The organism is Chlorobium sp. (genome assembly GCF_049593655.1).
Classification (GTDB): Bacteria; Bacteroidota; Chlorobiia; order Chlorobiales; family Chlorobiaceae; genus Chlorobium.
Genome location: NZ_JBAWHG010000055.1, coordinates 23,306 through 41,430, shown reverse-complemented (window position 1 = coordinate 41,430; position 18,125 = coordinate 23,306). Strand labels below are relative to the sequence as shown.

General features: G+C 57.1%; 14 protein-coding genes and 1 tRNA gene. 9 read left to right on the top strand and 6 right to left on the bottom strand.

Annotated elements, in window-relative coordinates; translation table 11 throughout:
* Positions 1-56 precede the first annotated feature (56 nt).
* The 3 genes from guaA to WBP50_RS10175 form a co-directional block, all read right to left on the bottom strand.
* Positions 57-1,598, bottom strand: a complete 1,542-nt coding sequence (guaA, locus tag WBP50_RS10185; RefSeq protein ID WP_423934121.1) for a glutamine-hydrolyzing GMP synthase — start codon at positions 1,596-1,598, stop codon at positions 57-59.
* A 24-nt stretch (positions 1,599-1,622) separates the two neighbouring features.
* Positions 1,623-3,788, bottom strand: a complete 2,166-nt coding sequence (locus tag WBP50_RS10180) for a penicillin-binding protein 1A (RefSeq protein ID WP_423934124.1) — start codon at positions 3,786-3,788, stop codon at positions 1,623-1,625.
* Positions 3,789-3,939: 151 nt separating this feature from the next.
* On the bottom strand, positions 3,940-4,863 hold the full coding sequence (locus WBP50_RS10175) for an alpha/beta fold hydrolase (RefSeq protein WP_423934120.1): 924 nt from the start codon (positions 4,861-4,863) through the stop codon (positions 3,940-3,942).
* Between the two features lie 189 nt (positions 4,864-5,052).
* Between WBP50_RS10175 and WBP50_RS10170 the strand changes: the two genes are divergently transcribed.
* From WBP50_RS10170 to WBP50_RS10150, 5 genes are all read left to right on the top strand, one after another.
* Positions 5,053-5,721 (top strand): DedA family protein, encoded by a 669-nt coding sequence (locus WBP50_RS10170; protein WP_423934117.1) that lies wholly within the window; start codon positions 5,053-5,055, stop codon positions 5,719-5,721.
* Between the two features lie 411 nt (positions 5,722-6,132).
* Positions 6,133-6,206 (top strand) — tRNA-Pro (locus WBP50_RS10165).
* Positions 6,207-6,660: 454 nt separating this feature from the next.
* Positions 6,661-8,142, top strand: a complete 1,482-nt coding sequence (locus WBP50_RS10160) for a phytoene desaturase family protein (protein ID WP_423934115.1) — start codon at positions 6,661-6,663, stop codon at positions 8,140-8,142.
* A 54-nt stretch (positions 8,143-8,196) separates the two neighbouring features.
* On the top strand, positions 8,197-9,450 hold the full coding sequence (locus tag WBP50_RS10155) for a putative DNA modification/repair radical SAM protein (protein WP_423934113.1): 1,254 nt from the start codon (positions 8,197-8,199) through the stop codon (positions 9,448-9,450).
* Between the two features lie 4 nt (positions 9,451-9,454).
* The gene (locus tag WBP50_RS10150) at positions 9,455-10,192 is read left to right on the top strand and encodes a TIGR03915 family putative DNA repair protein (protein ID WP_423934110.1); all 738 of its coding nucleotides are present in this window, start codon (positions 9,455-9,457) and stop codon (positions 10,190-10,192) included.
* Positions 10,193-10,291: 99 nt separating this feature from the next.
* On the opposite strand, the gene WBP50_RS10145 is transcribed toward WBP50_RS10150, so the two are convergent.
* On the bottom strand, positions 10,292-11,134 hold the full coding sequence (locus tag WBP50_RS10145; protein ID WP_423934108.1) for an MBL fold metallo-hydrolase: 843 nt from the start codon (positions 11,132-11,134) through the stop codon (positions 10,292-10,294).
* Between the two features lie 88 nt (positions 11,135-11,222).
* Positions 11,223-11,792: an outer membrane protein gene (locus tag WBP50_RS10140; RefSeq protein WP_423934106.1), complete on the bottom strand. Its 570-nt coding sequence runs from the start codon at positions 11,790-11,792 to the stop codon at positions 11,223-11,225.
* A gap of 205 nt (positions 11,793-11,997) precedes the next feature.
* On the opposite strand from WBP50_RS10140, the gene WBP50_RS10135 reads away from it, so the two are divergent.
* From WBP50_RS10135 to WBP50_RS10125, 3 genes are read left to right on the top strand one after another with little or no spacing between them, the layout of a single operon-like run.
* Positions 11,998-12,807 (top strand): SDR family oxidoreductase, encoded by an 810-nt coding sequence (locus WBP50_RS10135; RefSeq protein WP_423934103.1) that lies wholly within the window; start codon positions 11,998-12,000, stop codon positions 12,805-12,807.
* Between the two features lie 30 nt (positions 12,808-12,837).
* Positions 12,838-14,193, top strand: a complete 1,356-nt coding sequence (locus WBP50_RS10130) for a cobyrinate a,c-diamide synthase (RefSeq protein ID WP_423934101.1) — start codon at positions 12,838-12,840, stop codon at positions 14,191-14,193.
* 14 nt (positions 14,194-14,207) lie between these two features.
* Complete coding sequence (locus WBP50_RS10125) at positions 14,208-14,738, top strand: AAA family ATPase (protein ID WP_423934099.1); 531 nt, start codon at positions 14,208-14,210, stop codon at positions 14,736-14,738.
* On the opposite strand, the gene WBP50_RS10120 is transcribed toward WBP50_RS10125, so the two are convergent.
* Entirely contained in the window at positions 14,728-15,198 is a 471-nt protein-coding gene (locus WBP50_RS10120; RefSeq protein WP_423934097.1) for a hypothetical protein, read from the bottom strand. The genes WBP50_RS10125 and WBP50_RS10120 overlap by 11 nt on opposite strands.
* Positions 15,199-15,527: 329 nt before the next feature.
* Here WBP50_RS10120 and WBP50_RS10115 point away from each other — a divergent pair, with 329 nt between their 5' ends.
* On the top strand, positions 15,528-18,077 hold the full coding sequence (locus WBP50_RS10115; protein ID WP_423934096.1) for an ATP-dependent Clp protease ATP-binding subunit: 2,550 nt from the start codon (positions 15,528-15,530) through the stop codon (positions 18,075-18,077).
* The last annotated feature ends 48 nt before the right edge of the window (positions 18,078-18,125 follow it).

The following is an 18,125-nucleotide window of genomic DNA, read 5'->3' as shown; positions in this document are numbered from 1 at the left end:
CAGGAAGGCTGCGGAATGCCGTTCCGCAGCATGAAAAGATATTCCGGCCGGAACCCTTACTCCCACTCGATGGTGGCGGGCGGTTTCGAGGAGATGTCGTAGGCTACCCGGTTGATGCCGCGCACCTCGTTGATGATGCGGTTCGAGACGCGGGCGAGGAAATCGTGGGGGAGCTGCGCCCAGTCGGCGGTCATGCCGTCGGAGGACTCCACGGCCCGCAGTGCAAGCACGTTTTCGTAGGTGCGTTTGTCGCCCATCACGCCGACCGACTGAACCGGCAGCAGCACGGAGAAGGCCTGCCAGACGTGCTGGTAGAGGCCGCTCGATTTCAGCTCTTCGAGATAGATTTCATCCGCATCGCGCAGAATGTCGAGCCGTTCCTTCGATACCGAACCGAGCACCCTTACGGCGAGGCCGGGGCCGGGGAAGGGGTGGCGCATGAGGATGTCCTCGGCAATGCCGAGCTCGCGTCCGACCGCCCGCACCTCGTCCTTGAAGAGTTCGCGGAGCGGTTCGATGAGCTTCAGCTTCATGCGCTTGGGCAGGCCGCCCACGTTATGGTGCGACTTGATGGTTTCCGACGGACCTTTCACGCTGACGCTTTCGATCACGTCGGGGTAGAGGGTGCCCTGCACCAGGAATTTTTCTTTGTGCAGCTGCTCTTCGAACACCTGAATGAAGGTTCTGCCGATGATCTTGCGTTTCTTTTCCGGCGAAGCCACGTTTTTCAGCCGTTTGAGAAAGAGCTCCGAAGCGTCGGCCAGCGTGAGCCTCAGGCCGAGATGCTTGAGAAACTGCATCACCTTGTCGGCCTCGTTTTTGCGCAGGAGGCCGTTATCGACAAACACGCAGTGCAGGTTTTTTCCGATGGCCCGGCTTACCAGAACGGCGGCGACGGAGGAGTCGACGCCTCCGCTGATGCCGCAGATGACGGTTTCCTCTCCGGCCGTCCGGCGGATCTCCTCGATCTGGTGATCGATGAAGTGTTTCGGCGACCAGTCGGGGGTGATGCCTGCGATGTCGATAAGGAAGTTGGAGAGCAGCTGTTTTCCGTACAGGGTATGCTGCACCTCCGGGTGGAACTGCAGGCCGTACACCTTAAGCGCGGCCATGCTTCCGCAGCTTTCGAGCGCACACATCTCCGAATTCGCGCTGCTTGCCGTGATGCGGAACCCTTCGGGAAGATTGACCACCTTGTCGCCGTGGCTCATCCAGACATCCGAGTCCGGAATGTTGCGGAAAAGCATGCTTTCCGTCTCGTCGTCCCGGCTGACCAGCATTTTCGCCCGCCCGAACTCCTGTTTGGCCGAAGAGGCCACCTCTCCGCCGAAGTGTTTGGCGATGGCCTGCAGGCCGTAACAGATGCCGAGAATCGGCAACCCGAGCGAAAAGATCCCTTCGTGGGGAAGAATGGCCGATTCCCCGTACACACTTGTCGGACCGCCCGAAAGGATGATCGCTTTCGGACTGTGCTCCCTGATCGTGTCCGGCGTGGTGTTGTAGGGCAGGATTTCCGAGTAGATACCCAGCTCCCGGATGCGCCGGGCGATCAGCTGGGTATACTGGGAACCGAAGTCGAGTACGAGTACGGATTGCATGGTGAATTGGTATTGATTGATGCCTCAGAACCCGCCCTCCCCGGCGGGTTCTTCGACGGGAGCGCCCTGGGGTTCCGTCGACTCGCCGCCTTCCGAAGGCGTGCCGGTTTCTTCCCCGTCGTTCCGTGCCGGCTGTACCGGACGGGATTTGTAATAGTTGAAGCCTCTCGGGGTGTAGTATTCGATATACACATCACTGCCCATCAGATCGGATGGCGTGTTGGTGTTGCCCGAAATCGGTACGGCAATCACGTTTTCAGGAATGTGGAAATACCGGTTTTCAAGCTTCAGCGACGGATCGCTGTACGCCCGTTTCATGAAGAGCGCCCATATCGGAAGCGCTGCTCTTGCGCCCTGACCGTACTCCATCGAGGTGAATTTGACGCGCTCATCGTCGAAACCGGTCCAGACGACGGCGGCAAGCTGCGGAGTGAATCCGGCGAACCATGCGTCCCGCATGCTCTGGGTTGTACCGGTTTTTCCCGCGGCTTCGTTGTCGAAACCGTAACGGGCCCTGACGGCAATACCGGTGCCTTTGTTGATCACGTCCTTGAGCATCGAAACCATCACGAAGTTCGAGGTCGAGTCGATGGCGAAACGGCTGTTGGGGCGGTATTCCGAAATAATCCGGTTATGCTTGTCTTCGACCTTCAGGATCGATACCGGCTCGTTCCAGATGCCGTTATTGGCAAAGGTGGAGAAAGCGCCGGCAAGTTCGAGCGGCGTGACTTCTGCAGTGCCGAGCACGATGGAGAGGTTCGAAGGCATGGGAGAGGAGATGCCCATTCTTCTTGCATAACTGATGATTTCCGGGATTTTCAGATGTTCGTAGGCCAGCCGTACCGTGACCTGGTTCAATGAGCGGCTCAGTGCTGAACGGAGGGTGGTGAGCCCGCCCGAGGATCCGTCGGAGTTTCTTGGCGACCAGATTCCGCTGCCGCTTTTCAGCGCAATCGGCTGGTTCAGCACCCTGAAATTCGCAGGAATACCCTTGTCGATGGCTGCGGTGTAGACAAAGGGCTTGAACGTGGAGCCGGGCTGCCGTTTGGCCTGCCAGACATGGTCGAACTGGTAGCGGTAATCGTCAGGGGAGAAGTTGTTGCCTCCGACCCACGCCTTGACGTGTCCGTTTTTCGGATCGATGACGACAAAGGCTACCTGTATTCTGGTTTTTTCGTGGAGCAGGTTTCTCAGCCACACCCGGTCCGCTTTAAGCCTTGCCATGGCGCTCTGTTCACTTACGCCCTCTTCACGGAGTTCCCTGAAGCGCGGACTCTCCCTGATGATCTGGTTTTTCAGCGGTTCCGGCCAGCGCCACGAACGGTCGAATGAGGACTGGAGCGACGAGAGATGCTCCTTGACGGCCTGCTCGGCATAGATCTGCATGCGGCTGTCGAGTGTTGTCTGAATGGTGAGCCCGTCACGGTAAACGTTGATATCTCCGAGCATCGAGGCCGGTTTGATGGTCTGGCGGATATACTCGGTGAAATAGGGGGCGAGCCCGTGATGGTTTACCGGGGTGAATTTCAAGACCAGACGGCTTCTTTTCGCCGCGGCAGCCTGTGCCGGGGTAATGAATTTTTCCTTTTCCATCAGCGACAGAATGAGATTTCTTCTGCCTATCGAGCTTGACGGATTCTTGACAGGATTGTAGCCGGTAGGGTTCTTCAGGGTTGCAATGAGCGTCGCACTCTCCGGCAGCGTCAGCTGGCTTGCCGGCTTGCCGAAATAGGTTCTCGATGCAGCCTCGATGCCGTAGGCTCCCGAACCGAAATAGACGGTATTGAGGTAGAGGGCGAGAATTTCATCCTTGGTATAGGTTTTTTCGAGTTCTATGGCCGTAATGAACTCCCTGGCTTTTCGGCTGATGGTCCGTTCCTGGGTCAGAAAGAGGTTTTTTGCGAGCTGCTGGGTAATCGTGCTCGCGCCGTGCCATCTTTTGCGTCCCTTGATCAGATTTTCACCCATAACCAGGGCGAGCCTTCTGAGATCGACGCCCCAGTGACTGTAGAACGAGACGTCCTCGGTGGCTATCAGGGCGTGCTGTGCCGATTTCGGGATGGATTTCAGGGGTATGAAGGTGCGGTTCTTCAGAAAGAACTTGTGCAGCAGCACGCCGTCTTCTGAATAGACCAGGGAAGCGAGTTCCGGGTTGGGATTTTCAAGTTCCTCGAGGCTCGGCAGTCCCATGAACGGGTTGAGCGCGAAGGCGGAAGCCGCAGAAAGTGAAATGAGCAGGAACGCGATAAAGGCGGAACAGAGGTTTTTTGCAAATGGTTTCTTCACAGTGTCGTTCGGTCTTTGGTTTTTCACGGGTAAACACATCGTCACGTAATGGTAGTCAGGGAATCATATACTGTTCACAGGGTTCAATCTCCCCGGGAGTCTTTTTATAAAATTGTCCGGCAAATTCAAAATGTTTTTTCAGTACGCCGCCGTACGCCGCCGTATCTTCAAGCATGGGCAGATGCCCCAGGCTCATGAACCGGGCAAGCGATGTCGGAGCCTCCGACTGCACCCTGCGTCTTTCGAAAAGGGTTATGGTGCCTTCCGGCGGAATGGTGTGGTCTTCCATTCCTACGCAGCACAGTACCGGAGAGGCTATGGCGATGACATGGCTGGTGTATGCCCTGAGAGCCTCTGGATCGATCGAGAATTTACCGACGGCGTTGGTTGCATCCCGGTCGGACATGGTGAAATCCTCGATGATGATATCGCTGTACTGCCTGCCGATCTCTTTTGCCGCAGCCCTCTTAATGAAAAGGCTTCTGAGCGGTTCCGCCTGGAAGATGTTTCTGAACTGCATGGACACGTCAATCAGTCCGCCGAGAAAAAAAAGGCCGAGCGAGGTGAAGGCGGTCTCCTCGAAAATGCCGCATGCGGTTATGGTTGCCGAGAGCAGGGCCTCCCTGTAACGCATGCAGAGCTCCGTGGCTACCATGCCGCCCATGGAGTGCCCGACAATGTGCAGGTTTCTTGACGTGTGCAATCCGAGATGCTCGATCAGTTCCGCAGCCTCGTCGGCGAACCCTTCGATGGTGAAGGACGGTTTGTGCCCCTTGATGAGCGTCCTTCCTGTTCCGCTCTGATCGTAGGTGATGCAGCGGAAATCACCGCTCAGCATATCCGTCAGCGGTTTCCAGTAGCGTGATGATATCGCCCATCCGTTTACGAACAGAACGGCAGGCTTGTCCTTCAGTGCCGGATCATGATCGGCACTGTCCTCATAAAAAAGCCTGCAGCGCGAAGAAGCCAGATAGCTCATGGTTAGCAAACCTTTGCCGGTGGAGTAAAAACGACAATATAATAATTAATTATGGCTTTATAATTCAGTCACTGCCCGCATCCGGCAGCGTTTCAGGCTGCCGGATTGCCGCTATCGTTTTGCGGGGAATGCCGCCAATCGCTACATTACGCATGCGCTCAGGAGCTCCCGATCTGTAAACGACAACGCATGGAAACATCTTTTACCGGCTTTCTTTATGCCGTAGCCGATTTTATCATCCATATCGACAAACACCTTCAGGTGCTTGCTTCGGAATACGGTTTGTGGCTTTACGGCATTCTGTTCGTGATTATCTTCTGCGAGACCGGTCTGGTCGTGACCCCTTTTCTTCCGGGAGATTCCCTGCTCTTTGCCGCCGGCTCGCTTGCCTCGGTATCCGGTTCGCAGCTCGACGCGCATCTGCTCTTTGTTGTCTTTTTCGTCGCTGCCGTGCTTGGCGACAGCGTGAACTATGCGGTCGGCCACAAGCTCGGCCCGAAAGTTTTCGATTTCAGGAAGTCGCGCTTTTTCAATCCCGACCATCTGGCAAAAACGCACGCCTTTTTCGAGAAGTACGGCGGCAAAACCATCATCATCGCGCGCTTCATCCCCATTATCAGAACCTTTGCCCCCTTTGTCGCCGGAATCGGAGCGATGGCCTATCCGAGATTCATTCTTTTCAATATTCTGGGGGCGCTTCTTTGGGTAGGGCTTTTCAGTTACAGCGGATATTTTTTCGGCCAGCTTCCATTCGTTCAGGAAAATTTCAAATTTCTGATTCTCGCAATCATCGTTTTTTCCCTGCTTCCCCCGGTTATCGAGTACCTCAAACACCGCTACGGAGCCTCGGGCCGGTAGGCCTGCAGGCTTTCTGTCCGTGTCGGCAGAGGCTTTTCCACAGGTTGTTGATGCAATGTTGATAACTTGTTTATGCCCGGGACCCGGAAGATGAGTTCAGGAGGGAAGCGGTGCTGTTTAACGGGGTGTATGTCTATTAAGTTGTTGATATGAAATGGTTTATATCAATAACTCCATGAAGGGGGCAGGCTCTCCTGAATTTTGCGGAAAAGCAGGTTATCCACAGCAAAACTGTTGATAACCTGTCCGGCAGGCCGACAGGGAGGGTAAAAACCCCGGGGTGGGGTGTCGGGGGATAACCGCCGGATTGTGTCTCCGGCAGCCTTTCTCGTCGAATCCTGAAAAATCCGTAAAAAAGTATTACATTAATTACCTGAATTTGTTATTATTGCTTCCCTTGATGGTCAAAATCGGCGTATAGCGCAGCCTGGTAGCGCACTTCCTTGGGGTGGAAGGGGTCGTGGGTTCAAATCCCGCTACGCCGACTCTTCTGTTTTTCCCCTGAAAAAATTTCATGTACAGCATTTGTGGTCCGTATCCCGGTCCAGCTGATCGCTTTCGGCAGCAGCCGTCTTTTTTCCCTTTCGCAACGATAACGCCTGTTGCTCTTTTTTTTAAAAAAAGAGGGGCGGTCAGCCCCTCTTTCGTAAAGATTGCGAGGCATTTCACGAAGGAAGGCCACCTGCCAGAATAAGGGCCAGCAGCTTCTGGAAAAAGGCAATGATCAATTGCAGTAGCAGGGCTGTCATGGCGTGCTCCTTTTTGGTTCGTTATAATTGTTTGGTCTGATGGGGGCAGAGTAACAAAATCTGCTTTTCAAAGTTATTCAAACTATTGCTGAATACCAACAGTGATTTTATGGTAAGCGCTTGCGGTTCTGCGGATAACCCGGCGGCGTTCCGGTTGTCATGACTGAAGAAAACGGTTTCTGATGCGCCCATGTATAACGATCGTCATATCATTGTAATCGGTGCGGGCATCGGCGGCCTGGCTGCCGGCGCACTGCTTGCCGCAGAGGGAGCCTTTGTGACCGTGCTCGAGGCTCAGGCCTTTCCGGGGGGATGCGCCGCGACATTCAGGAGAAACGGCTGCCTGTTCGATGCAGGAGCAACCGTTGGCTGCGGGTTTCATCCTGGCGGTCCCATGGACGAACTGGGCAGGGATCTCGGCATCGACTGGCCCGTCGAGGCGGAGCGGGTGGCATGGCAGTACCGGCATGGGGAGATGCGGCTCGATCTTGGCCGTTCGAGAGCGGAGATTTTCGAGCGGTTTCCCCATTCCCTGCCGTTCTGGAAAGAGCAGGCGCGACTTGCCCGTCTGCTCTGGCGCCTGGCTTCCGGCGGTCTGTCCTGGCCGCCCGGTAATCCGGGTGATCTCGCCGGACTTCTGCGCAAGGGGATGTATGGCCTGCCCGATTCTGCCCGTCTCGTTCAGTTCGCGCCGAAAACAGCCCTTGCATGGCTCGCAGCCCACCAGCTCGATGGCGACAGGGAGTTCGTGCGTTTCATCGATGCGCAGCTCCTGATTTCGACGCAGACAACCTCGCCTTATGCCAACGCACTCACTGCCGCCATAGCGCTGGACCTTCCGGCTTCCGGGGCGTGGCACGTGAAGGGGGGGATGGGGCGGGTAGCGGAACTGCTTGCAAAGAGCATTGAAGAGCATGGCGGGGCGGTGCTCTACGGGAAAAGGGCCGTCAGGATCGATTCGGTTCGAAAAGAGGTGATGGGCGTGGAGACCGCTGACGGAAGCGCCTATGCCGCCGATATGGTGCTTGCCAACCTTACGCCCGGTGCTTTTGCGGAGCTGGTTGGAACCCACTCTGCGGTTCGCCTGCCAAACAGGGGGACTTCTCCGGAGTGGAGCGCCTTTACGCTCTATCCCGTAATGGATACCTCCTCGTTCGCTCCTCCCGAATGCCGTCATCTGCAGATCGCAGCCTCGGGCGGGGAACTCGGTGAAGGTAACAGCATCTTTGTTTCGTTTTCCCGTCCGGGAGAGTCCGGCATTGCGCCTGAAGGTCTTTGTGCGGTCACGGTATCGACGCATACCCGTCCGGAGCCCTGGTTTGCAGCCTTCAGCCGAGGCGGCCAGGAGTATCTGAAGCTGAAGAACGCGTACACCGAAAGAGTGCTCGATCTCATGGCTTCCCAGCTTCCGGGCGCTCGCGAGGCAATCCGGTCGCTTGAGGCCGCAACGCCTCTCACCTGGCAGCGGTATACCGGAAGAGCGGGGGGTTATGTCGGCGGATACCCGCAAACTTCGCTTTTCGATGTCCGGGGCCCCTCCACAGGGTTCGATAACCTGTTCCTTGTAGGCGACTCCATCTTTCCCGGCCAGTCGCTTCCCGGAGTGGCAACCGGAGCACGGCGCACTGTCGAGCTGGTCAGGAGGGTGAAGCGTGTGGGCGGCGGGCAGTGAGCGGGAAGATGGGCGGGGTCGAGGAAAACCCGGATTCTTGACTATATTTTTCAGATGGAGACGCTCGACAAATTACAGATACTTTCCGGAGCTGCACGTTACGACGCTTCGTGCTCGTCCAGCGGCAGCCGGCGAGAGGGTCCGTCATGCGGAACCGGCAACACCTCCCAGGGCGGCATCTGCCACTCCTGGTCGGATGACGGCCGCTGCATTTCGCTCCTGAAGATTCTGCTCTCCAACGACTGCATCTACGACTGCGCCTACTGCGTGAACCGCGCCACCAACCCTGTTCCGAGGGCCTCCTTCAGCGCCCGCGAAGTGGTGGAGCTGACCATGGAGTTCTACAGGCGGAACTATATCGAAGGGCTCTTTCTCAGTTCGGCGGTCATGCAGAGTCCCGATCATACGATGGAGCGGATGGTCGGCGTGGCTGAGCTGCTTCGAACCGAAGAGCGGTTCGGAGGGTATATTCATCTGAAAATCATTCCCGGAAGCAGCAGCGCGCTTGTGCAGAAGGCTGGACTCTATGCCGACCGCATCAGCGTGAACATCGAGCTCCCCTCGCAGGAGTCGCTCAAACGGCTTGCTCCGCAGAAGCATAAACAGGCCATTCTCGAACCGATGTCCCTTATCGGCCGCCAGATACAGGAGAGTATGCTCGAGCGAAAGGCCAGCCGCCATGCGCCGCGCTTCGCCCCGGCGGGGCAGAGCACCCAGATGATCGTCGGTGCAAGTCCCGAAAGCGATCTCCAGATTCTCAGGCTCTCCGAGGGGCTCTACCGGAAAATGCATCTCAAACGGGTCTACTATTCGGCCTTCGTTCCGGTCAATGACGATAACCGCCTGCCGGTTCTCGCATCTCCGCCGCTGCTTCGTGAGCACCGCCTTTACCAGGCCGACTGGCTGCTGCGTTTTTACGGATTTTCGGCCGCCGAGATTCTCTCGGACGACGCCCCAAACCTCGACGAAACGTTCGATCCCAAAACCTCATGGGCGCTCCGTCACCCGGAATTCTTTCCGGTCGAGATCAACCGAGCCGACTACGGCACGCTGCTTCGTGTTCCTGGCATCGGGGTCACCTCGGCGCGCCGCATTGTCGCCGCCCGCCGTTTTTCGGTCATCACGCCCGAGGGACTGAAAAAGATCGGGGTGGTCATGAAACGGGCGAAATATTTTATCACCTGCTCCGGCAGGCCTTTTGAAAAGACAGACCGGCAGCCGGCTCTTCTGAAAAGCCGCCTTATGCTTGCCGGCAGCTCCGCTGCGGAACCTCCCGGGCAGCTTGTGCTGCCCGGTCTTTTTGCCTGATGCCATGAACCGCTACCTGTATGACGGAACCCCGGAAGGCATGCTCTCCGCGGCCGCCCGGATTTTCTCCGAGGAGCGCGATCCGGAGACGGCATCTCTGGATGAACGCAAGGATACGCTCTTCGAAGAGGGTGTCTTCATCGGTACCGATCCGGTATCGGCCGAAGCGTTTTTCAGGAGGCTCCGCCTTGCAGCCCCCGACGCCGCATACACCTTCTACTGCTTTACCCTTGCCGAAAAGGAGGGGATGGAGACCTCTCTTCTTCACTATCTTTCCCAGGCGCTTCGCCACGGCGACAGGGTCAACGGGAACCTTGCCCATCCCGCGGTACGGGAAATCGTTACCGTTTCACGAAAAGCCCAGCGCGAACTGCACCGCATGAAAGGGCTGGTACGTTTCGAGAAGCTTCGTGACGGGGCATATCTGGCGCGGATGGAGCCCGATCACAACATCCTGCAGCCGCTCGCCGGGCATTTCAGCCGGCGGCTCAGGGCACAGGACTGGTTCATCTACGACGTCCGGCGACGCTTTGCGGCCCGCTGGCACCAGGGCAGGCTGCAGTTCGGCTCTATCGAACAGTTCGTCGCTCCGGCGCTTTCGGACGAAGAAAAAGAGGTGCAGGCGCTCTGGCAGACATTCTTTCGTACCATCGCCATTCCCGACCGGAAAAATCTCCGTCTGCAGAAGTCGAACATGCCCATGAAGTACTGGAAGTACCTGACCGAGAAGCAGGGGGAGTGAGAATGGTCGCAATCCGGGAGTCGTGCACGATTTCAGGCTGACCGGCAACGGGAGCCGGGCGTTGTCCGTCGGCTCCGCGCAGGACAGAGCGGAGACCGCTTACAGCGGAAACTCCAGGCGCATGCCGGCGTAGCCCGGTTCGACGGGGCAGTGCAGATTCCGGCGGAAGTATGTTGCCGCAGCCTCGCCGGTGCAGTGGCAGGGGATGACGCGCCCGATGTCGAAGGTGTTGAGCTCATCGACCGTCAGCCGGAGGCGTTCGGGTGAAGCCGCCGAGAGGTGAAAGCCTCCGATGAGTGCGGCGATGCGTCCGCTTCCGGTCAGTTCGGTAACGTACCTGAGGGTGTTGACGATGCCGGCATGGCAGCATCCGGTCACAAGCACCAGTCCGTCACGGGTTTCAAGCCAGATCGAGAGATCGTCGTCGACAGGGTCGGGCCTGGTGCCCTCCGGGTCGAGATAAAACGGCCCCCCTGTATCTTCGTAGGAGGTTCTTCGGGGAACCGGTCCGGTAACCGCCGCACTGTATGAGAGCACGGAAGGCTGTTCGATGAGGTTCAGCTGCTGTTCCGGCAGCGAGTTGAGCGCAGTCAGGGCGGGCTCGGGCATATGCACCGGTTTGGGTATGCCGTCGCGGATGCTGTAGCGCTGCTGAAAAGCCGCACGATGCAGGAAAACGGATGCATCAGGCGCAAGTTCGAGCAGTTCGGCTATGCACCCCGTATGGTCGTAGTGCCCGTGGCTGAGTACGAGCTGTTTTGTCCTCGACAGATCCACGCCGAGTGCCGCGGCGTTCGAAAGAAGCGCGTTTTCCCTTCCGGTATCGAAAAGAATGGTGCTCTCCAGGGTTTCCATCAGCAGTGAAAAACCGTGTTCGGCGCTGCAGCCAGAGGCTGCATTGTTGTCCGAAAGGATGGTCAGCGACAGCGTGTTTCCGGCCATGGAATGAAATGGTTGGCTTTGTTGGAGAGAGGATAAAAAAGCCCGTCCTTGCAGACGGGCTTGTCCAGAGTCATGCTGATGCAGGGGTTCAGAGGCCTACTCTGAGGCCGAGCATCACGTTGTGGCTGTCGATGCTGAATTTTACATCGTCGAACTCGGCATCATCGGCGATCATGTAACGGTACTTCGCGTCGAGCGTCACCATCGGGGCGATGCTGAACCCGGCGCCGACGCCGATCTGGCCGGCAAGCACGGTGCTGCTGTCGTCGGAGAATCCAACGCCTTCATATCTGACGTCGGCAAGTCCGATGCCGGCGGTAAGGTAGGGAGTGATCGGGCTGGCGGGAACACCGAGGTCAATGTAGCCGTTGGCCATGTAGGTGGTTATCGACATATCGAGATCATCTGCGTCCTCTATGCCGTTCTGCTGATAGCCGATTTCACCTTCGAATCTCATTTTTCCGGTGTCCAGACCCACCGCTCCGGTGAGGGCATAACCGGTGTCGTAGGACTGGTAATAGGATACTCCACCATCCTCAACATCGGAATCTCCTCGAAAGACAAGGCCAACAGACCCGCTGATATAGGGCGTGGCGGCTTCGGCCATTGCTGCTGAACCCATAAGGATCATTGCGCCGGCGATTGCTGTTCTCATCATCTTCATCATGTTTTCCTCCATTGTTATCGTTGCATAATATAAGGGCCTAGACCCAACAGCAATGTAAGCACACCTGATGAGTCTGCAAATTTTTTTTTGCCGGGACGCAAGCATGTGCTGGATGTTGCCGGTTTCGCGGGGAATTGGTTATTATGGTATCGTTTACCTTCAACCGGAGCAACGCTCAACGACAGGAATCCATATCATGCACAAGGAAACAATCACCATTCTCGGTTGCGGCTGGCTCGGGCTGCCGCTTGCCAAAACCCTCATTGCCGAAGGACATGCCGTCAAGGGCTCCACGACGAGGGAGGATAAACTCGACCTGCTTCGCGATGCAGGCGTCGAACCCTTTCTGGTGAAGCTCGATCCTGAAATGGAGGGCGAGGATCTTGCCGATTTTCTGCAGAGCGATATTCTGGTGGTGAACATTCCACCTCCGCGCCGCGACGATGTAGCGGAGTTTCACATCCAGCAGATTTCGTCGCTTATCGACGCACTCCGGCAGTCACCGGTACGTTCGGTGCTGTTTGTGAGTTCCACTTCGGTCTATCCGATGCTCAACCGTGAGGTGAGCGAAGATGATGCCGTCGATCCCGAGTCTCCGGTCGGGCAGGCGCTGCTGCATGTCGAGGAGATGCTCCTGCAGGAACCCGGATTCCAGACCACCGTTCTGCGTTTCGGAGGTCTTGTCGGCTATGACCGCACTCCTGAAAAATATTTAGGTCGGATGACGGAAATCGCTTTTCCCGATCAGCCGATGAACCTGATTCACCGGGATGATTGCGTGCAGATCATGGCGGAAATCATTCATCTGCAGCAATGGGGTGAGGTGTTCAACGCCTGCAGCCCACTGCATCCCCGAAAGCTCGACTATTACAGCAGTGCTGCCGAAACATCCGGCATTCCTCTTCCGCCGCAGGCATCGGCAGACGGACCTTCGCCTTTCAAGCTGGTCAGCAGCCGGAAACTGGTCGGAGCGCTCAATTACACGTTTCTGCACACCGGTGCGTAAAGCGGAGGGCTGACTGAGGTCACAGGCATTATGGCAGCAAAGCAGACAGCATTTCTTCTCGCAGCGCCTTCAAGCGGTTCCGGCAAAACAACCATCACCCTCGCCCTTTTGAGGATTCTTTCCCGGAGGGGCTTCAGGGTTCAGCCGTTCAAGTGCGGGCCCGATTACCTCGATACCCGCCTGCATACGCTCGCGGCATCCTTCGGAGGTCGTGCGGCCGACGGCATCAATCTCGATACCTTCATGTCTTCGGAGGCTCATGTTCACGATCTGTTTCAGCGCTACAGCCGCAATGCGGACGTCTCGGTCGTCGAGGGCGTGATGGGACTTTTCGACGGAGCGGAAAAGGCACGGGGAAGCAGCGCCGAAATAGCCAGACTGCTCGATATTGCGGTCATCATGGTGGTCAATGCAAAGAGCATGGCTTATTCTGCAGCTCCGCTGCTTCACGGTTTCCGTACCTTCGACCCCCGCCTGCGGCTTGCCGGTGTCATTTTCAATCAGGTGAACACCCCTTCGCACTACCGTTTTCTGGAGGCCGCGGCTCTGGACGCCGGGGTGGAACCGCTTGGCTATGTGCCGCGGAACGAGGATGTCGTCATCAGCGAGCGGCATCTCGGGCTCAACACATCTGCGGGTTACGACCGGGAAGCGGTTATCGAGGCGATGGCCGCCCATGTCGAAAAAACCGTTGCCGTCGACCGGCTTCTGGCGCTTGCCGAAAAAGAGATTCCGCAGATTGTCACAGGCCGTGCCTGCCGTGGCAATCGCTCGCGCGAAACCCGTCGCCGGGTCATTGCCGTTGCCCGTGACGAGGCGTTCAGCTTTCTCTATGCGGAGAACCTCTCCGTTCTGCAGGATCACGGAGATATTGTCTATTTCAGTCCGATGGAGGATCGCTCTCTTCCGCAAGCCGATCTGCTCTATCTTGCCGGGGGCTACCCGGAGCTCTATGCCGGCAGACTTGCCGCCAACCGGGACATGCGCAAGGCGATTGCCGCCTACTGCGCCGCAGGCAGGGCGGCTTATGCCGAGTGCGGGGGCATGATGTATCTCGGAGAGTCGCTCATGACGGCTGACGGCACGCCGCATCCGATGTGCGGCGTGCTGGACCTCGACACCACCATGCAGGGAGCCCGTCTGACCCTTGGCTACCGCAAGGTGCGACTTGAGGGCCTTTATCCTGATGAGCTGCGGGGACATGAATTTCACTACTCCCGGATCGGGCGGCAGGGAGAACTCCGGAACATCGCCTCCGTCTCCGATGCACGCGATGAGCGATGTTCAACGGGGGTTTTTCGGGCCGGGAACACCGTTGCATCCTATATACACCTTTACTGGGGAGAGACGCGGGGCTTTCCGGAATTTCTCATGGAGCGGCGTTAGTCGGGGAGAAGAGCATGGAGGGGTACATCATTACCGGAGGGCCGGGAAGCGGCAAGAGCACCCTGCTCGACGCGCTGTGCCGCGCAGGGTACCGATGCTACGGCGAGGTGTCGCGGGAGCTTATCCGTGAGCAGAGTCAACTGCCGGATGGCGTGCTGCCGTGGAAAAATATGCCCGCCTTCGCTCGCCTGGCTTTCCATGCGATGGCAAGCCAGCATGAGCATGCCCTCCGGAGCGGCGGCATCTGCTTTTTCGATCGCGGACTTCCCGATATTTTCGGCTACCTCGAAGCCGGAGGCTATCCGGTGCCGCAGGAGTATCTTGACGTTCATGCCGCCTGCCGCTACCAGAGAAGGGTTTTTGTCCTGCCTCCCTGGCAGGAAATCTTCGTGAACGACAGCGAGCGCCCCCAGAGCTATCCGGAGTCCGTGGAACTCTACCGGTCGCTCTGCCGCGCTTATGAGCGGCTGGGCTACGAGTTGTGCGATGTGCCGAAAAGTACGGTTTCACAACGGGTCGCCTTGCTTCGCTCCGTTACAGGATAAACTCCAGATCGCACCCTTCCTTTTCGCTTTCACGGACGAACGAGAGAAGCTTTTCGAGGAATTCGAGCGTTTTCTGCGGATCTATCCTGCGCAGGTAGGCGACGGCAACCGGCTGATCCTGCCATCCGAGCACTATGGTTTCGCTCTTTTGCCGGTCGATTTTTCCTGCGGCATCCGACAGGATGGCCGCAAGCCTTGCAAGGTTGCTCCTGTGCAGGAACGCCTCATCCCAGCTGTCAAGGCCGTTTGCTGATTCAGAGAGAAAGGTCAGGGCATTGCACGCTTCGATGACTCGGTAGTGAAAGAGTGCCGCATAGTCGTGGGCATCGATCTCCAGAGCGGCATAGACGCGGTAGTCGGTGTCCTCCAGCCGGATTCTGTTGATGGCGCCGGACCGGCAGATCGACAGTTCGCGGTGTTCCGGGTTCAGGTCGTCGATAAGGATATGGTGAACGTTCATTGCTGTGCTCTTTACGTCAGAAACCTTTAATGGCGGGATGCTGTTTTGCTTTTACGGTCATTGGTTTTAAGGCCTGATATTTATATAATTAATTAAGGTTTATTGATGGTCATCCATATTTGATTGTTACACGACCCGAATGCCGGGTCGGCCGTTGCCCGGAAAGCCGGTGTGCCTGGTGCATATTCCGGTTTTCCAGCTCCGACCGCCGTGCAGTCGAGCTGTTTCGGACAGTAAAATAAAGATGCCCTGACCTGTATCGGGGAGCCGTTAGCGCAGAGTGACTTTCAACAGGGTTGTAAAACAATCTTATCATCATAGAAAAAGAAATGGAAGGAAATTTTTCGAATAGAGTACAGGACGTTATCCGGCTGAGCCGTGAAGAGGCGCTGAGGCTGGGTCACGATTATATCGGCACCGAGCATCTTCTGCTTGGTCTCATCCGGGAGGGGGAGGGCATTGCCGCCCGGATTCTGAAAAACCTTAAAATCGACCTGTTCAGCCTGAAGCAGAAAATAGAGGAGAGTACGCATCCCAAGGTGCCGGCAACGCAGATGGGCAATGTGCCGCTTACCAAACAGGCAGAAAAGGTGCTGAAGATAACCTATCTGGAAGCTAAAATCTGCAAGTCGAACGTCATCGGGACCGAGCATCTCCTGCTGTCGATTCTCAAGGGCGACGACAATATCGCAGCCCAGATTCTCGAGCAGTTCGGAGTGACCTACGATATGGTGAGGGACGAACTGATCAGCATCACCACGGGAAAAAGCGACTCCGACGAACCGCCGCTTGAGGGCTCCTTTTCTACCGGTTCGGCCGAGCGGTCGCCGAAAAAAGGCGATCCCAAGCGAGGGGAGCGCACCAAAACGCCGGTACTCGACAATTTCGGGCGCGATATTACCAGGCTTGCCCTTGAGGACAAGCTCGATCCGATTATCGGGCGAGAAAAAGAGATCGAACGGGTCGCACAGGTGCTCAGCCGCCGCAAAAAGAACAATCCCGTGCTGATCGGCGAGCCGGGCGTGGGAAAGACCGCGATTGCCGAAGGTCTGGCGCTCAAGATCGTGCAGCGCAAGGTTTCGCGCGTGCTGTACGACAAGCGGGTCGTGGCGCTCGATCTCGCGGCGCTTGTGGCCGGCACCAAATACCGGGGCCAGTTCGAAGAGCGCATGAAAGCGCTCATGAACGAGCTCGAGCGTTCCCGTGATGTCATTCTCTTCATCGACGAGCTGCATACCATTATCGGCGCGGGGGGAGCTTCGGGCTCGCTCGACGCGAGCAATATCTTCAAGCCGGCTCTGGCCCGCGGTGAACTGCAGTGTATCGGAGCCACCACGCTCGACGAGTACCGGCAGTACATCGAGAAGGACGGGGCGCTCGACCGCCGGTTCCAGAAAATCATGGTTGAGCCTGCGACGGTTGATGAAACCATCCAGATTCTCAACAACATCAAGTCGAAGTACGAGGCGCACCACCATGTGCAGTACTCCGAAGATTCCATCGAAAAGGCTGTCAAGCTGTCGGAGCGTTACATTACCGACCGCTTCCTGCCCGACAAGGCCATAGACGTTATGGACGAGGCCGGAGCCAGGGTCCATCTGAGCAATATTCATGTGCCCCAGGAGATTCTCGAACTTGAAAAGTCTATCGAGGAGATCAAGACCGAGAAAAACCAGGTGGTGAAGATGCAGAATTTCGAGGAGGCCGCGAAGCTTCGCGACAAGGAGAAGAGCCTGCTCGATGCACTCGACCAGGCCAAACAGGAGTGGGAGGAGCGTGCTTCGGAGAGCGTGTACGATGTAACCGAAACCGATATCACCTCGGTGATCGCCATGATGACCGGTATCCCGGTGGTCAAGCTTGCCCAGTCGGAGTCCAAGAAGCTGCTCTCCATGGAGGCCGACCTTATGAAGGAGGTTATCGGTCAGGACGAGGCCATCAAAAAAATCACCAAGGCCATCCAGCGGACCCGTGCAGGGCTCAAGGACCCTTCCCGTCCGATCGGCTCCTTCATTTTTCTCGGCCCGACCGGCGTCGGCAAGACCGAGCTTGCCAAGGCGCTGACCCGTTACATTTTCGACAGTGAGGATGCCCTGATCAGGGCCGACATGAGCGAGTACATGGAGAAGTTCTCCGTCAGCCGTCTTGTCGGCGCGCCTCCGGGCTATGTCGGTTACGAAGAGGGCGGCCAGCTGACCGAGAAGGTACGGCGCAAACCCTACTCGGTGGTGCTGATCGACGAAATCGAAAAGGCGCATCCCGACGTCTTCAATATTCTCCTCCAGGTGCTCGACGAAGGCATTCTGACCGATGGTCTCGGCCGCAAGGTCGACTTCCGCAACACCATCATCATCATGACCTCGAATATCGGGGCGAAGGATATCAAGAACATCGGAGCGGGCGCGGGCATGGGCTTCTCCCCTCCGGATGATACCGCGGGCAGTTACAAGGCCATGAAGTCCACCATCGAGGATGCGCTCAAGAGGGTGTTCAACCCGGAGTTTCTGAACCGCATCGACGATATCGTGGTGTTTCATCAGCTTGAAAAGCAGCATATTTTCAAGATTATCGACATCACCGCCGGCAAGCTCTTCAGGCGACTCCGGGAGATGGGTATCGAGGTGGAAATCGACGAGAAAGCCAAGGAGTTTCTTGTCGACAAGGGTTACGACCAGAAGTACGGAGCCCGTCCGCTCAAAAGGGCGCTGCAGAAGTATGTAGAGGATCCTCTGGCCGAAGAGATGCTCAAGGGCCGCTTTCCCGAAGGCAGCCTGATAAGGATCATCTACGACGAAGCCGACAAGGAGCTGCGTTTTATAGAGGGGCATGCCCAGGAGCCGAGCGGAAAGGTAGAGGTGACGCCTCCCGAAGGGAAATGACCTTCTGAAGGAGCGTCGTGGTCATTTGGCAGGGCACCCCCGGTTTTC

Excerpts from the sequence above, each read along its gene's own strand:
- WBP50_RS10140 (WP_423934106.1), bottom strand. The coding sequence starts at position 11,792 with ATGATGAGAACAGCAATCGCCGGCGCAATGATCCTTATGGGTTCAGCA.
- guaA (WP_423934121.1), bottom strand. The coding sequence starts at position 1,598 with ATGCAATCCGTACTCGTACTCGACTTCGGTTCCCAGTATACCCAGCTG.
- WBP50_RS10115 (WP_423934096.1), top strand. The coding sequence starts at position 15,528 with ATGGAAGGAAATTTTTCGAATAGAGTACAGGACGTTATCCGGCTGAGC.
- WBP50_RS10175 (WP_423934120.1), bottom strand. The coding sequence starts at position 4,863 with ATGAGCTATCTGGCTTCTTCGCGCTGCAGGCTTTTTTATGAGGACAGT.
- WBP50_RS10145 (WP_423934108.1), bottom strand. The coding sequence starts at position 11,134 with ATGGCCGGAAACACGCTGTCGCTGACCATCCTTTCGGACAACAATGCA.
- WBP50_RS10120 (WP_423934097.1), bottom strand. The coding sequence starts at position 15,198 with ATGAACGTTCACCATATCCTTATCGACGACCTGAACCCGGAACACCGC.
- WBP50_RS10180 (WP_423934124.1), bottom strand. The coding sequence starts at position 3,788 with ATGGGACTGCCGAGCCTCGAGGAACTTGAAAATCCCAACCCGGAACTC.
- WBP50_RS10125 (WP_423934099.1), top strand. The coding sequence starts at position 14,208 with ATGGAGGGGTACATCATTACCGGAGGGCCGGGAAGCGGCAAGAGCACC.
- WBP50_RS10150 (WP_423934110.1), top strand. The coding sequence starts at position 9,455 with ATGAACCGCTACCTGTATGACGGAACCCCGGAAGGCATGCTCTCCGCG.
- WBP50_RS10135 (WP_423934103.1), top strand. The coding sequence starts at position 11,998 with ATGCACAAGGAAACAATCACCATTCTCGGTTGCGGCTGGCTCGGGCTG.
- WBP50_RS10130 (WP_423934101.1), top strand. The coding sequence starts at position 12,838 with ATGGCAGCAAAGCAGACAGCATTTCTTCTCGCAGCGCCTTCAAGCGGT.
- WBP50_RS10170 (WP_423934117.1), top strand. The coding sequence starts at position 5,053 with ATGGAAACATCTTTTACCGGCTTTCTTTATGCCGTAGCCGATTTTATC.
- WBP50_RS10160 (WP_423934115.1), top strand. The coding sequence starts at position 6,661 with ATGTATAACGATCGTCATATCATTGTAATCGGTGCGGGCATCGGCGGC.
- WBP50_RS10155 (WP_423934113.1), top strand. The coding sequence starts at position 8,197 with ATGGAGACGCTCGACAAATTACAGATACTTTCCGGAGCTGCACGTTAC.